13 protein-coding genes are annotated in these 13,183 nt (G+C 68.5%); 6 read left to right on the top strand and 7 right to left on the bottom strand.

The window, feature by feature from the left end:
- The first annotated feature begins 88 nt into the window (after window positions 1-88).
- The 3 genes from BFF94_RS06400 to BFF94_RS06390 all read left to right on the top strand — a co-directional run bounded on the left by BFF94_RS06400 (window position 89) and on the right by BFF94_RS06390 (window position 2,814).
- Complete coding sequence (locus BFF94_RS06400; RefSeq protein WP_128845091.1) at window positions 89-973, top strand: LysR family transcriptional regulator; 885 nt, start codon at window positions 89-91, stop codon at window positions 971-973.
- 164 nt (window positions 974-1,137) lie between these two features.
- A complete protein-coding gene (locus BFF94_RS06395) occupies window positions 1,138-2,070 on the top strand; it encodes an AEC family transporter (protein WP_164497750.1) in 933 nt (310 codons plus the stop codon).
- Between the two features lie 369 nt (window positions 2,071-2,439).
- On the top strand, window positions 2,440-2,814 hold the full coding sequence (locus BFF94_RS06390; protein WP_128845097.1) for a COG4315 family predicted lipoprotein: 375 nt from the start codon (window positions 2,440-2,442) through the stop codon (window positions 2,812-2,814).
- A 116-nt stretch (window positions 2,815-2,930) separates the two neighbouring features.
- On the opposite strand, the gene BFF94_RS06385 is transcribed toward BFF94_RS06390, so the two are convergent.
- Window positions 2,931-4,448 (bottom strand): CoA-acylating methylmalonate-semialdehyde dehydrogenase, encoded by a 1,518-nt coding sequence (locus BFF94_RS06385; RefSeq protein ID WP_128845099.1) that lies wholly within the window; start codon window positions 4,446-4,448, stop codon window positions 2,931-2,933.
- Window positions 4,449-4,497: 49 nt separating this feature from the next.
- Window positions 4,498-5,856 (bottom strand): omega-aminotransferase AptA, encoded by a 1,359-nt coding sequence (gene aptA, locus BFF94_RS06380; protein WP_128845107.1) that lies wholly within the window; start codon window positions 5,854-5,856, stop codon window positions 4,498-4,500.
- Window positions 5,857-5,961: 105 nt separating this feature from the next.
- Here aptA and BFF94_RS06375 point away from each other — a divergent pair, with 105 nt between their 5' ends.
- Window positions 5,962-6,912 (top strand): LysR family transcriptional regulator, encoded by a 951-nt coding sequence (locus tag BFF94_RS06375; RefSeq protein ID WP_128845101.1) that lies wholly within the window; start codon window positions 5,962-5,964, stop codon window positions 6,910-6,912.
- 34 nt (window positions 6,913-6,946) lie between these two features.
- Here BFF94_RS06375 and BFF94_RS06370 read toward each other — a convergent pair whose 3' ends face one another.
- Genes BFF94_RS06370 through BFF94_RS06360 form a run of 3 tightly spaced genes read right to left on the bottom strand, consistent with a single transcriptional unit; the run spans window position 6,947 to window position 9,034 of the window.
- Window positions 6,947-8,185 (bottom strand): MFS transporter, encoded by a 1,239-nt coding sequence (locus BFF94_RS06370; protein ID WP_219139117.1) that lies wholly within the window; start codon window positions 8,183-8,185, stop codon window positions 6,947-6,949.
- Window positions 8,182-8,517: a hypothetical protein gene (locus BFF94_RS06365; protein ID WP_128843226.1), complete on the bottom strand. Its 336-nt coding sequence runs from the start codon at window positions 8,515-8,517 to the stop codon at window positions 8,182-8,184. The genes BFF94_RS06370 and BFF94_RS06365 overlap by 4 nt, the downstream gene beginning before the upstream one ends.
- A 46-nt stretch (window positions 8,518-8,563) precedes the next feature.
- Window positions 8,564-9,034, bottom strand: coding sequence for a MarR family winged helix-turn-helix transcriptional regulator (locus BFF94_RS06360; protein WP_128843225.1), 471 nt, complete (start codon window positions 9,032-9,034; stop codon window positions 8,564-8,566).
- 168 nt (window positions 9,035-9,202) lie between these two features.
- Between BFF94_RS06360 and BFF94_RS06355 the strand changes: the two genes are divergently transcribed.
- The gene (locus BFF94_RS06355; protein WP_128843224.1) at window positions 9,203-9,694 is read left to right on the top strand and encodes a 2,4'-dihydroxyacetophenone dioxygenase family protein; all 492 of its coding nucleotides are present in this window, start codon (window positions 9,203-9,205) and stop codon (window positions 9,692-9,694) included.
- A 122-nt stretch (window positions 9,695-9,816) separates the two neighbouring features.
- Here BFF94_RS06355 and BFF94_RS06350 read toward each other — a convergent pair whose 3' ends face one another.
- Complete coding sequence (locus BFF94_RS06350) at window positions 9,817-10,965, bottom strand: epoxide hydrolase family protein (protein WP_128843223.1); 1,149 nt, start codon at window positions 10,963-10,965, stop codon at window positions 9,817-9,819.
- A gap of 72 nt (window positions 10,966-11,037) precedes the next feature.
- Window positions 11,038-11,997, bottom strand: coding sequence for a GlxA family transcriptional regulator (locus BFF94_RS06345; protein ID WP_219139116.1), 960 nt, complete (start codon window positions 11,995-11,997; stop codon window positions 11,038-11,040).
- Window positions 11,998-12,133: 136 nt separating this feature from the next.
- Here BFF94_RS06345 and BFF94_RS06340 point away from each other — a divergent pair, with 136 nt between their 5' ends.
- A complete protein-coding gene (locus tag BFF94_RS06340; RefSeq protein ID WP_128843221.1) occupies window positions 12,134-12,934 on the top strand; it encodes an SDR family NAD(P)-dependent oxidoreductase in 801 nt (266 codons plus the stop codon).
- Window positions 12,935-13,183: the final 249 nt, after the last annotated feature.

The following is a 13,183-nucleotide window of genomic DNA, read 5'->3' as shown; positions in this document are numbered from 1 at the left end:
CCGTTTCGACCCGCACGGGCATGATGGGCGCGGGCCATCCGCATGCCTGCCGCCTGCTGTCCAGCCGGCGGCTCACGTCACTTCGTCCATGTCACTACGCGCATTCAGAACGCTGGTCGCCATCGCCCGATACCGGACCTTCGCGCGTGCCGGCGAAGCCATCGGCCTCACGCAATCGGCGGTAAGCCTGCAGATCAAGACGCTCGAAAGCGAATACAACGTGCAGTTGTTCGACCGTTCGCGCCGGCAGCCGGTACTCACCGAAGCCGGCAACATCCTGCTCGCGCAGGCCGAGCAGGTGCTCGCGATGGTCGACCGGATTCCCGATGCGCTCAGCGACGAGAAGAGGCTCGTCGGACGCCTGCGGATCGGCGCGATCCAGACCGCGCTGTCCGGCCCGCTGCCCGACGCGCTGCTTGCGCTGCGCGATGCGCATCCATCGTTGCGCGTGCACGTGTCGGCCGGCATGTCGGCGGAACTCGCGAACCGCGTCGCGGCCGGCGAACTCGATGCGGCGATCACGACGCGCCCGGTGCGCCCGCATCCGGCGGAACTGACGTGGACCACGCTGTACGAGGACCGCTTCTGGCTGCTCGCGCCGCCCGACCATGCCGAACGCGACGCGGGCGCGCTGCTCGACGCGCTGCCGTTCATCCGCTTCGACGCACAGGCGTGGGCCGGCCGGATGATCGCCGCCGAGCTGCGCCGCATCGGCGTACGCGTGCGCGAGGAGATGGTGCTGGACAGCGCGGAAACGATCGCGCGCATGGTGGCGCGAGGGCTCGGCGCGGCGATCGTCGCGCTTCCCGATGCGACGCTTGCGCGCCTGCCGCCCGTCACGCGCTTGCCGTTCGGCCAGCCGCAGATGGGGCGCGAAGTCGTGCTGCTCGAGCACCAGTCGCGTCCGGCCGAACGTTTCGCGCGTGCGCTGGCCGCCGAAGTCACCGCGTCATCAATGAGAATTTCTCATTGAACACCCGATAATTAACAATTATTCCTGTTGCTTGCGCGTGTTAACTTGGCGGCATCGTCACTCTTTCGATTGCGTGTCGCCATGTTGCCCGCCGGATGGATTCCCGCCTCGTTCCGCCGTGTTGCCTGTCGGTCGCCCCGCGCGTCCCGCGTGAAGGCGCGCCGATGATCGGCCCGATCCTGCTCGCGCTGGCGCCGGTCGCGCTGCTGGTCGCGTTCGGTCACGGCCTGCGGCGCACCGGTTTCATCGCCGAAGCGTTCTGGCCGCACGCCGAGCGACTCTGCTACTACGTGCTGCTGCCCGCGCTGTTCGCGGACGGCCTCGCGAATGCGCGGCTGCAAGCGCTGCCCGTTTTACCGCTCGCTGCGGCGCTGGTCGGTTCGACCGCACTCGCCGCGGCGCTTCTTCTGCTGGTCCGCCCGTTCGTACGGGTCGACGGCGCCGGCTTCACGTCGGTGTTCCAGGGCGCCGTGCGTTTCAACAACTATGTCGGTACCGCGCTGGCGGCCGGGCTGTTCGGCGCGAAAGGCATCGCGCTCGCGGCCGTATGCGTCGCGGCGATCGTCCCGACCGTCAACCTGATGTGCGTGATGGTCTTCGCGCGCTACGGCGACACGCGGCTCGGTGCGGCCGCGCTCGCGCGCCAGATCCTGTCGAATCCGCTCGTCGTCGCATGCGCGCTCGGGATTGCGATGCAGGCCGGCGGCGTGGCGTTCCCGGCCGCCGTCGAGCCGGCCGTGCGTGCGCTCGGCGCCGCGTCGATGCCGCTCGGCCTGCTGTGCGTGGGCGCGGCGCTGAAATTCGATGCGGCCCGTGCGTGGCTGCGGCCTGTGTGTGTCGCATCGGCGTTCAAGTTCATCGCGATGCCGCTCATCACGCTCGCCGCCGGCCGCCTGTTCGGGCTCGGCGATGCGGCGCTGACGGTCGCACTGCTGTTCCAGGCGCTGCCGACGTCGTCGGCGTCGTACATCATGGCGCGCCAGCTCGGCGGCGACGCGCCGCTGATGGCCGGCATCACCGCATTCCAGACGATCGCCGCGGCGCTCGCGATGCCCGTCGTGCTGACCTCGCTCGCGTCGACGCCCGCATTTCGCTGACGGCGCCGCGCCGGCACACCCGCCCCAATCCCACTGAATCAGCCTGCAGGCCGGCCATCGCGCGCGGCGCTGACGCATCGGCGTGCGCGCCGGGCACTCGGGGACGGATGACAAATACCCGGGCAGCGCACGACGGCGATCGCGATGCCGTTGCGTGATACCGACGCCCGGCCGATACGCCCCCCGATCTTCTCGCAGCCCGGCCAAAAACCGCCTATCGTGAATGAAGCGCTCCGTCCGCCGCCATTCGACCCTGCGTCGCTCGCACCGGTGGCAGCGGCACCGCGCTCCGGCACCATTCATCGCGATCCCGGCGCACGCTCGCCCGTGCGCGATCGCGCCCGCCCACCGGATTATCAGGAGGCATTCATGAAAGCCGTGCTGCTCGTCAGCTCCGCCCTGCTCGCCATTGCGTCCGCTTCGGCCTCGGCCCAAGGCTCGATCACGAAAGTCGAAAACGGCGCGCTCGTCGGCGCGAACGGGATGACCGTCTACACATTCGACCAGGACAAGCCCAACGCCGGCACCAGCGCATGCACGGGCCAGTGCGAAACCTTCTGGCCGCCCTACAAGGCCAGCGCGACCGACGTTCCGGCCGGGCCCTACACGCTCGTGAAGCGCGACGACGGCAGCCCGCAATGGGCCTACAAGGGCAAGCCGCTGTACTTCTTCTCGAAGGACATGAAACAGGGCGACCGCAACGGCGACAACTTCAAGAACATGTGGCACGTGGTCGCGCCGTAAGCGCTCTTCCGCCGTTTTCCGCGCACTCGGCGCGGACGTAACAAAAACCCGCCCGGATCGTCGATCGGGGCGGGCCTTTGTGCCTTCGCGCCGGCTGCATGCAGCCGGAATGCGCGTCAGCGGTTCGACGGGAAGCTGAACACCGTCCCTTCGCGCACGCCGGCCGACGGCCAGCGCTGCGTGATCGTCTTGCGCTTCGTATAGAAGCGCACGGCGTCCGGGCCGTATGCGTGCAGGTCGCCGAACAGCGAACGCTTCCAGCCGCCGAACGAGTGGTACGCGACCGGCACCGGCAGCGGCACGTTGATGCCGACCATGCCGATCTGGATGTTGTCGCTGAAGTAGCGCGCGGCCTCGCCGTCGCGCGTGAACAGGCACGTGCCGTTGCCGTATTCGTGCGCGTCGATCAGCGCCATCGCCTCGTCGAGCGACTTCAGGCGGATCACGCCGAGCACGGGCCCGAAGATCTCGTGCTGGTAGATCGGCATGCCGGGCTTCACGTCGTCGAACAGGCACGGGCCGAGGTAGTAGCCGCCGTCGTGGCCGTCGACCTTCACGCTGCGCCCGTCGACGACGAGCGTCGCGCCCGCTTCCACGCCCGCTTCGACGAAGCCCGTCACCTTCTCGAAATGCTGCTGCGTGACGAGCGGGCCCATGTCGACGCCCGCGCCGTTGCCGGGGCCGACCTTCATCTTCTCGATCTCGGCCTTCAGCCCCGCGACGACCTTGTCGCCCGTCTCGTCGCCGATCGCGACGACCAGCGGAATCGCCATGCAGCGCTCGCCGCACGAACCGTACGCGGCGCCCATCAGCGCGTTCACCGCGTTGCCGATGTCGGCGTCCGGCATCACCACGGCGAAGTTCTTCGCGCCGCCGAGCGCCTGCACGCGCTTGCCGTGCGCGCAGCCGGTCGAATAGATGTATTCGGCGATCGGCGTCGAGCCGACGAAGCTCACGGCCTTCACGCGCGGGTCGGTCAGGAGCGTGTCGACCGCTTCCTTGTCGCCGTTCACGACGTTCAGCACGCCCGGCGGCAAGCCGGCCTCGAGCGCGAGCTCGGCCATGCGCAGCGTCGACGACGGCGTGCGCTCGGACGGCTTCAGCACGAACGTGTTGCCGCACGCGACGGCCATCGGCCACATCCACAGCGGCACCATCACCGGGAAGTTGAACGGCGTGATGCCGGCCGCCACGCCGAGCGCCTGGAACTCGCTCCACGAATCGATCGCGGGGCCGACGTTCTTGCTGTGCTCGCCCTTCAGCAGCTCGGGTACGTAGGTTGCGTATTCGACGTTCTCGATCCCGCGCTGCAGTTCGCCCATCGCATCGGCGAGCACCTTGCCGTGCTCGGCCGTGATCAGCGCGCACAGCTCGTCCGCGTGCTCTTCGAGCAGCGTCTTGAAGCGGCTCATCACGCGTGCGCGCTTCAGCGGCGGCGTGTTGCGCCAGGCTGGGAACGCGGCCTGCGCGGATGCGATCGCGGCTTCGACGGTCAGCTTGTCGGCAAGCGCGACGCTCTTGTGCGATTCGCCGGTGGCCGGGTCGAACACCGGCTGGACGCGGCTGCCGCCGTCGACGCGCTTGCCGTCGATCAGGTGGCCGATGGTGGAGGTCACATTGCTGTCGTGTTTCATGGGTCTGGCTCTTTCGTGAATTCGGTTGTCGCGACGGGCGAGCGGCGGCTCAGTCCACTTCGTTCAGCGCGTCGGACAGCGCGTTGACCAGGTTGTCGATCTCGCGCTTCTCCGAGATGAACGGCGGCGCGAGCTGGATCGTGTCGCCGCCGTAGCGCACGTAGAAACCCTTCGCCCAGCAGCGCATCGCGATCTCGTACGGGCGCCGTGCCGGCTCGCCCGGCAGCGCCGCGATCGTCAGGCCGGCAGCCAGCCCGTAGTTGCGGATGTCCGTGATGTGGCGCTGGCCCTTCAGCCCGTGCACCGCTGCCTCGAAATGCGGCGCGAGATCGCGCACGCGGGCCACTGCGTCTTCCTTCACGAGCAGGTCGAGCGCCGCGACGCCGGCCGCGCACGCGACCGGGTGCGCCGAATACGTGTAGCCGTGCGGGAACTCGAGCATGTACTCGGGGCCGCCCGCCGCCATGAACGTGTCGTAGATTTCCTTCGATGCGACAACGCCGCCGAGCGGCTGCACGCCGTTCGTCACCTGCTTCGCGAAGTTCATGATGTCCGGCGTCACGCCGAACGCGTCGGCGCCCGTCATTGCGCCGGCACGGCCGAAGCCCGTGATGACCTCGTCGAAGATCAGCAGGATGTCGTGCGCGGTACAGATGTCGCGCAGCCGCTTCAGATAGCCCTTCGGCGGCACGACCACGCCCGCCGAACCGGAGAACGGCTCGACGATCACGGCCGCGATGTTCGACGCGTCGTGCAGCGCGATCAGATCGAGCAGGCGGTCGGCCAGCTCGGCGCCGTGCTCGGGCATCCCGCGCGAGAACTTGTTCTCGGCGAGTTGCGTGTGCGGCAGGAAATCGGCGTCGAGGCCCTGGCCGAACAGCTTGCGGTTCGGCCCGATCCCGCCGACCGAGATGCCGCCGAAGTTCACGCCGTGGTAGCCCTTCTCGCGGCCGATCAGGCGCGTCTTCGTGCCCTTGCCCTTCGCGCGCCAGTAAGCGCGGGCCAGCTTCAGCGACGTGTCGGCCGCTTCCGAGCCCGACCCCGTGAAGAACACGTAGTCGAGGCCGGCCGGCGTCAGGTCCTTGATCTTGTTGGCGAGTTCGAACGATTTCGGATGGCCGAACTGGAACGCCGGCGCGTAGTCGAGCTGCGCGACCTGACGGCTCACGGCTTCGACGATTTCCGTGCGGCCGTGACCGAGGCCCGTGCACCAGAGGCCCGACAGGCCGTCGAAGATCTTGCGGCCTTCGCCGTCCGTGTAATACGCGCCGTTGCCCGACACGATCATGCGCGGGTCGGCCTTGAACTGGCGGTTGGCCGTGAACGGCATCCAGTGCGCGTCGAGCCAGGCGGCGTCGGTGCGGAGGTTCGTGTCGTCCTGCTGGGCGGCGGTGCTGATGTCGGTCATGTCGGTCGGCGCGGCGCGCCCCTCGTCCTTGTGATGATGTTGCACATTGTCGGGAGGCCAATTAGTCTTTTGAATATCGCAATATCAATGTTCACTTGCTCAATTATGCAAGCAAAGAAACCGAAGAGCCGCGCGCTGCTCGGGCAGCTCAGCGACATGGACCTCCGCCTGCTGCGGGTCTTCAAGGGCGTCGTGCAGTGCGGCGGGATGGCGGCGGCCGAACTGGAACTGAATATCGGCATCTCGACGATCAGCCGGCACGTGAAGGATCTGGAAACGCGCCTCGGCCTCGTGCTGTGCCGGCGCGGCCGCGCGGGCTTCACGCTGACGCCCGAGGGGCAGACGATATACGAGGAGACGCTGCGGCTGCTCGCGTCGATGGAGGCATTTCGCAGCAGGATCGACGGCATTCACGACCGGATGGGCGGCGAACTGCATATCGCGGTGTTCGACAAGACGGCCACCAACGCGAACGCGCGCCTCGGCGACGCGATCCGCCGGTTCGCGGACGAGGCGCCCGACGTCGCGCTGAACCTGCATGTCGCGTCGATCAACGAGGTGGAGCGCGGGATCATCGACGGCAGCTACCAGGTCGGGATCATTCCCGCGCACCGCAACTCGGGCAGCCTCGTGTATTCGGAGCTGTTCGACGAACGGATGCTGCTCTACTGCGGCCGCCAGCATCCGCTCTTCGATGCGCCGCACGGCAAGCTCACGTGGACGACGATCCGCAACCACGCGTTCGCGGGGCTCGGCTTCCATTCGCCGAACATGGAGCTGAGCCATCGCGCGAAGCTCACGCGCAGCGCGACCGCGTCGGACCAGGAATCGATCGCGACGCTGATCCTGTCCGGCCGCTATCTCGGCTTCCTGCCCGATCACTACGCGGAAAGCTTCGAAAACAAGGGGCTGATGCAGCCGATCGCGCCGCACCGGTTCAATTACCGGTGCCGGTTCGTGAGCCTGCTGCGCCGTTCGCCGCGGCCGTCGCGGGCCGCGCTGCTGTTCCAGTCGTGCCTGGAAGCCGCACATGCGGCGGCGCGGCCGGCGGCGTGACGACGCAGCGCCCCGGCGCCGGTTTCGCGCCCGCTCACGCGGCGTCGCCCGGGCTTGGCTGCGCCTGCTTGCGCGTCAGGAAATGCGTCGCGACGAGCGCCGCGGCAAAGCCCGATGCCGCGCCGACGCCGAGCGCCCAGCGCGGGCCCAGATGGTTCGCGACCCAGCCGGCCACCGGCGCGCCGATCGGCGTGCCGCCGAGCGCGACGGCCAGCCGTAGCGCCATCACGCGGCCGCGCATCGCCGGTTCGGTCGACAGTTGCATCAGGCTGTTGGTCGAATTCATGAAGGTGATCGCGGCGATTCCGGTCAGCACGAGCGCCGCGCCGAACAGCCAGTAGCCCGGCGCCAGCGCGGCCAGCGTGCAGCCGAGCCCGAACAGCGCCGCGCCGATCCACAGATGCCGGAAGCGCGGCCGGTCGCGGCGCGCCGCGAGCAACGCGCCAGTAATCGTGCCGACCGCCATCATCGACGACAGGACGCCGAAGCCGCGCGCGTCGACATGAAACACGCTGGCCGCCATCGTCGAGATGAACAGCGGGAAATTGAGCCCGAACGTGCCGATCAGGAACAGCATCACGAGGATCGCTTTCAGGTCCGGGCGCTGCCAGACGTAGCGGAACCCGTCGAGCAGGCTCCCGCGCTTGCGGTCGGCCCGCGCGTGCGCGCGCAACTCGTCGGCGCGCAGCAGCGACAGTGATACCAGCACCGCGAGAAAGCTCAGCCCGTTGGTGAGGAACGCCCAGCCCGTGCCGACCGACGCGATCACGAACCCGGCCGCTGCCGGGCCGATCATCCGCGCCGCATTGAACGACGTCGAGTTGAGCGCGACGGCGTTCGCCAGTTCCCGATCGGCAACCAGTTCCGCGACGAAGGTCTGCCGCACCGGCGCGTCGAATGCCGACGCGCAACCGAACAGGAACGCGAACAGGTACACGTGCCAGAGCTGCACGCACCCCGTGACCGTCAGTACGCCGAGCATGAGCGCCAGCGCCCCCATCAGCGCCTGTGTCGCCATCAGCAGCTTGCGCTGGTCGAAACGGTCCGCTGCGTAGCCCGTCCACGGCAGCAGCAGGAGCTGCGGGCCGAACTGCAGCGACATCACGATGCCTACCGCCGACGCGTCGTGATGCGTGAGCTGCGTGAGGACGAGCCAGTCCTGCGCGGTGCGCTGGATCCACGTGCCGATGTTCGATACCAGCGAGCCGATCGCCCACACGCGATAGTTGAAGCTGCGAAGCGAGCGGAATACGCCCGCCGCGGGCACGCTCATGGCCGCTCCCGGTCAGGCTCGTTGCCGCCATGCAGTACGCCGAAGTGCCGCGCGACGTACAGGCCGAGTACCAGGATGCCGAGACCAAGCGCCGCTGCGTCGGCCGTGACCTTCAGGTCGAAATCGCCGACGCGGCCCACGAGCGCATAGCCGATCGCGAGATTCACGAAGCCCCACACGACGTTCACGGTGGACGACGACAGCCCGCGGCCGGGCGGATTCGCGAACGGCGTCTGGAACGGCTCGCCGCGCAGCCCGCTGACGAGATGCGGAACGGCGTTCGCGAGGAACGCGCCGCCGAAGAAATACGACACGAGAGGCAGGATGTTCATGTTCGGGTTTTCCTCCGCCGGAGCGGGTCGATGGGGTCGATGGGGTTCACGCCCGCGCCGGGTCCTCGAATTCGGCGAGCCGCTGCAGCAGCTTCACGGCCGACGCGAGCTCGGCCAGCTCCGGCTCCGACAATTGCGCGTGCAGCGCGCGGAACAGCCAGTCGTCCTTGGCCGCGCGGTTGGCCTGCAGCACCTTGCGGAAACCGGACGTGAGCGCGATCAGCGTCTGCCGGCCGTCGGTCGGATCGGGCGCGCCGCTGACGGCGCCCAGCGCCTCCAGCGTCGCGACCGTCACGCGCATCGACTGCGGGCGCACGCTTTCGGCACGGGCAAGCGCCGACACAGTCGCGGGGCCGTCGCGGTCGAGCCGCAGCAGCACCGATTTCTGCGAAGACGTGAGGTCGTTCGGATGGGTCTGCTCCCGCATCCGCCGCATCAGCTTGCCGACCGAGATGCGGAGTTCGCCGGCGAGACCGGCCAGAGGGAGCGCTTCGGAGGGTGACGATGGCGTGTTCATGAATTCAAGATAGCATATAGACAGCCAAACTGTACAGTTTTACTGTCTATATCGGGATACAGGAATCGCCTCTTCGCCTGCGCTTGCGCCGCTGCAGCCCACCCCGTTCAGCCGCGCGATCCGGCTCTGCGATAATGCGGGCTCCCCATTTCCGCTCCGCCTCCCGCCATGACGCAGCCGTCCGCCCCGCTCTCCACCGACCTGCCGCCGATCTCGTGCCTGCCCGGCGACGCGCTGCCGTGGCTGCCGATGAGCGCCGACCTGCCGGGGCTGGCGATCAAGTACCTGCACATCAATGCGGCCGAGGACACGCTGACCGCGCTGCTGAAGATGCCGGCCGGCGGCACGCTGCCGCGCCACCGTCATGACGGCGAGGTGTTCGTCCATACGCTGCAGGGTGCGTGGCGCTACCGCGAGTACGACTGGGTCGCGCACGCCGGCTCGACGGTGCTCGAACCGGCCGGCTCGGTGCATACGCCGGAAACGCTCGGCGCGCCGGGCGAGGACGTGATCACGCTCAACGTGATGCGCGGCGATCTCGTGCTGCTCGACGACGACGGCCGCGAGACCGCGCGCGAGAATTGCCGCGTCGCGCTGCTGCGCCAGCGCAAGCATGCACGTACGGCCCCGGACGACGCCGCGCCGTTCGTCACGCGCTGAGCGCCGGGCGGTTCAGGCGCGCCGCTCGTGAACCGCATCCTTGCCGACGACGCGATCTTCGCCGTGCGCTATGTCATGTCGATCGGGCGGCTGCCGGCGGCATCCCGGCCCGCGCGTTCAGATCAACGAAAACGCCGGAAGAAGCGGCGAATGTCGGCGGCCAGCAGGTCCGGTTCCTCCATCGCCGCAAAATGGCCGCCGGCCGGCATGTCGGTCCACTGCACGACGTCGAACACGCGTTCGACCCAGCTGCGCAGCGGACGGCCGATCTCCTTCGGGAAACGCGCGAACGCGACCGGCGGCGCCATCCGTTGCCCGGCAGCGAAGCGCATCGGCTGCAACCGGTTCTCCCAATACATCTGAATCGACGACCCGATGCACCCGGTGAACCAGTAGAGCGAGATGCCGGTCAGCAACGTGTCCCGCGAAAACCGGCGCGCGATGTCGCCGTCGCAGTCGCTCCAGGCCCGGAATTTCTCGCCGATCCATGCCGCCAGCCCGGCCGGCGAATCGTTGAGTCCGACGGCCAGCGTGTGCGGCTTCGTCGCGTGGACATGCGCGTACCCGCCTTCCAGTGCGATCCAGTCGTTCTTCTGCCGCAGGAATGCCTGCTCGTCAGCGCTGAGCGGCTGAGTGGCGTCAGCCGCGGGTTCGTAGGTACCGGGCAGGAAGTTCAGGTGAATGCCGTCGACGGCATCGCCATGCCGCGCGCCGAGCGCGATCGAAACGCCCGCGCCGAGATCGCCGCCCTGTGCGCCGAACCGCCGGTAGCCGAGGCCGAACATCAGTTCCCTCCAGCGGTCCGCGACCTGGAAGGACGACGTGCCCGGCGCGGCAGGCGTGGGAGAGAACAGGAAACCGGGAAGCGACGGTGCGACGACGTCGAACGCGTCGTCCGGATCGCCGCCGAACGCGGCCGGATCGCACAAGCGGTCGATCAGCAAGTGGAATTCGAAGAATGACCCGGGCCAGCCGTGCGTGACGACGAGCGGATAAGGTTTCGGCCCCGCTCCGCGCCGATGCGCGAAATGCACGCGCTGACCGCCGACCTCCGCGACAAACTGCGGCAGCCGGTTCAACTCGCGTTCCGCCGCGCGCCAGTCGAAGCCGTCGGCCCAGTACGCGATCAATTCGCGCAGCCACGCGCCATCGACGCCCTGCTGCCACGGCTCGCCCGGCGTCAATATCGGCAGGCGGCTGTCGCGCAAGCGCCGCCGCAGGTCGTCGACGGCTTCGTCCGGTATCGCGATCTCGAATGGGGCGATATGCATGGCGGCTCCTCGTGAAGGATGCCGACGATTCTCCGCGATTTCGCCGCTGGGCGCAGAACGGCCGCCGCCGCGTCAGACCGTTTCCCGTTCGCCCACCCGCGCGTCGCGACGCATGGCCTGCGGCGGCACGCCGAACCCGCGCACGAACGCCTCGCGCATGTGCCGGCGGTCGCGAAAACCGTTCTCCTTCGCGATCACGTCGAGCGGATGGCGGCTCTGCTCGATCATCAGCCGCGCGGCTTCGAGCCGCAGCCGCTCGATCGCCTTCGCGGGCGACTGCCCCGTTTCGAGCGCAAACACGCGGCTGAACTGGCGCGGGCTCAGGTGCGCGGCCTCGGCCAGATCCTCGACGGTCAGCGCGCGGCCGAGGTTCTGCCGCGCGTAGTTCAGCGCGTTCTGGATCCGGTCGGATTTCGGCGCGAGATCCAGCATTTCCGAATGCTGCGACTGGCCGCCGGCCCGCCGCTGGGGCATCACGAGCTTGTGCGCGACCGAGCGCGCGGCATCGGCGCCGAGATCCTTTTCCACCATCGCGAGCGCGAGGTCGAGGCCGGCCGTCATCCCGGCCGACGTCCAGATCGGGCCGTCGACGATGTAGATCCGGTCTTCCTCGACGCGAATCTCCGGGTAGTGCCGCTGCATGTCGCGGCCGTACGCCCAGTGCGTGGTGGCCCGGCGCTGCGCGAGCAGCCCGGCCTCGGCCAGCACGAACGCGCCCGTGCAGATGCCGGCGACCCGCCGCGCACGCGTGTTGGCGCGGCGCAGGAAGGCGACGACGCCGGCCGGCGGCGGCGAAGCGCACGGATCGTTGACGCCCGCGACGATCCACGTATCGACGTCGATCCGCCCGCGCAGCGCGCGCGTCGCGACCGGCAGCCCGAGCGACGAGCGCACGTCGCCGCCGTCGACCGAATAATTGTCCATCACGTAGAACGGCTCGCCCGCACTCAGGTTCGCGTACTCGAATACCGACTGCGCGGCGAGCGCCATGATCTGGAAGCCGTCGCTGATCAGAAAGCCGATTCGGTGCATGCGTATTCTCCGGTCCCGGGCGGGTCGGCCGACCCGATGTCCTGAATCATACTCATCTACGTCATTTGTGTCGCAGCGATTCGAAGCCAGAATGCTTTCACGCCATCCGGCCATCCTCAACGAAACGGAGCACATCATGACGCAAGCACATCGCGGTACCGCCCTCATTACCGGCGCGTCGTCTGGCATCGGCGCCATTTACGCGGACCGGCTCGCGCGCCGCGGCTACGACCTGATCCTGGTCGCGCGCAACCGCGACCGGCTGGCCGCCCTCGCCGACCGCATCACGAACGACACGCAGCGCAGCGTCGAGATCGTCGACGCCGATCTCAACGACCGTGCGGCACTCGCCGCCGTCGAGGCGAAGCTGAAGCACGACGCGAGCATCACGCTGCTCGTGAACAACGCGGGCATCGGCACGCATGCGCCGTTGCTCGACAGCGACGTCGACGCGATGACGCGGATGATCGACCTGAACGTGACCGCGCTCACGCGCCTCACCTACGCGGCCGTACCCGGCTTCGTCGCACGCGGCAACGGCGCCGTGATCAACATTTCGTCGATCGTCGCGATCTCGCCGGAAACGCTGAACGGCGTGTACGGCGGCAGCAAGGCGTTCGTGCTCGCGTTCAGCCAGTCGCTGCATCACGAGCTCGCCGGCAAGGGCGTGCAGGTGCAGGCGGTGCTGCCCGGCGCGACCGCCACCGATTTCTGGCAGACGGGCGGCCTGCCGCTCGAGCACCTGCCGAAGGAGATCGTGATGGCGGCGCCCGACATGGTCGACGCGGCGCTGGTCGGTTTCGATCGCGGCGAACTCGTCACGATCCCGTCGCTGCACGCGGGCGACGAATGGGAAGCGTACGAGGCCGCACGCCGCACGATGGCGCCGCACCTGTCGACCGATACGCCCGCGCCGCGCTACGTGTCGGCACGCTGATCGCGCCGGGCATCGCGCGGGCATCACGCGGATCGGACGCGGTGACGCGCGGTGAATCGGCCGGCAGTCATCCAGGGTTCGGCGGCACGTTTCCGGGCGGCCGTCGAACGCTTCATTCGTCTGCGGGAAAGCGCCGGTGACACGCGACGTCCGCCCGCCCGCGGGTCGGGAAAGTGCCCCGAATTATTTCCCTGCCGGATTAAATAGGTCACGTTTAAATCTGATTCCGGCCCGCTTGCCACACAATTC

The sequence above is a fragment of the Burkholderia catarinensis genome (genome assembly GCF_001883705.2).
GTDB classification, from domain to species: Bacteria; Pseudomonadota; Gammaproteobacteria; order Burkholderiales; family Burkholderiaceae; genus Burkholderia; species Burkholderia catarinensis.
Note: the sequence above shows the minus strand (reverse complement) of the source record. Positions and strands in the feature narration are given on the sequence as shown.

Excerpts from the sequence above, each read along its gene's own strand:
- BFF94_RS06400 (WP_128845091.1), top strand. The coding sequence starts at position 89 with ATGTCACTACGCGCATTCAGAACGCTGGTCGCCATCGCCCGATACCGG.
- BFF94_RS06395 (WP_164497750.1), top strand. The coding sequence starts at position 1,138 with ATGATCGGCCCGATCCTGCTCGCGCTGGCGCCGGTCGCGCTGCTGGTC.
- BFF94_RS06390 (WP_128845097.1), top strand. The coding sequence starts at position 2,440 with ATGAAAGCCGTGCTGCTCGTCAGCTCCGCCCTGCTCGCCATTGCGTCC.
- BFF94_RS06385 (WP_128845099.1), bottom strand. The coding sequence starts at position 4,448 with ATGAAACACGACAGCAATGTGACCTCCACCATCGGCCACCTGATCGAC.
- aptA (WP_128845107.1), bottom strand. The coding sequence starts at position 5,856 with ATGACCGACATCAGCACCGCCGCCCAGCAGGACGACACGAACCTCCGC.
- BFF94_RS06375 (WP_128845101.1), top strand. The coding sequence starts at position 5,962 with ATGCAAGCAAAGAAACCGAAGAGCCGCGCGCTGCTCGGGCAGCTCAGC.
- BFF94_RS06370 (WP_219139117.1), bottom strand. The coding sequence starts at position 8,185 with ATGAGCGTGCCCGCGGCGGGCGTATTCCGCTCGCTTCGCAGCTTCAAC.
- BFF94_RS06365 (WP_128843226.1), bottom strand. The coding sequence starts at position 8,517 with ATGAACATCCTGCCTCTCGTGTCGTATTTCTTCGGCGGCGCGTTCCTC.
- BFF94_RS06360 (WP_128843225.1), bottom strand. The coding sequence starts at position 9,034 with ATGAACACGCCATCGTCACCCTCCGAAGCGCTCCCTCTGGCCGGTCTC.
- BFF94_RS06355 (WP_128843224.1), top strand. The coding sequence starts at position 9,203 with ATGACGCAGCCGTCCGCCCCGCTCTCCACCGACCTGCCGCCGATCTCG.
- BFF94_RS06350 (WP_128843223.1), bottom strand. The coding sequence starts at position 10,965 with ATGCATATCGCCCCATTCGAGATCGCGATACCGGACGAAGCCGTCGAC.
- BFF94_RS06345 (WP_219139116.1), bottom strand. The coding sequence starts at position 11,997 with ATGCACCGAATCGGCTTTCTGATCAGCGACGGCTTCCAGATCATGGCG.
- BFF94_RS06340 (WP_128843221.1), top strand. The coding sequence starts at position 12,134 with ATGACGCAAGCACATCGCGGTACCGCCCTCATTACCGGCGCGTCGTCT.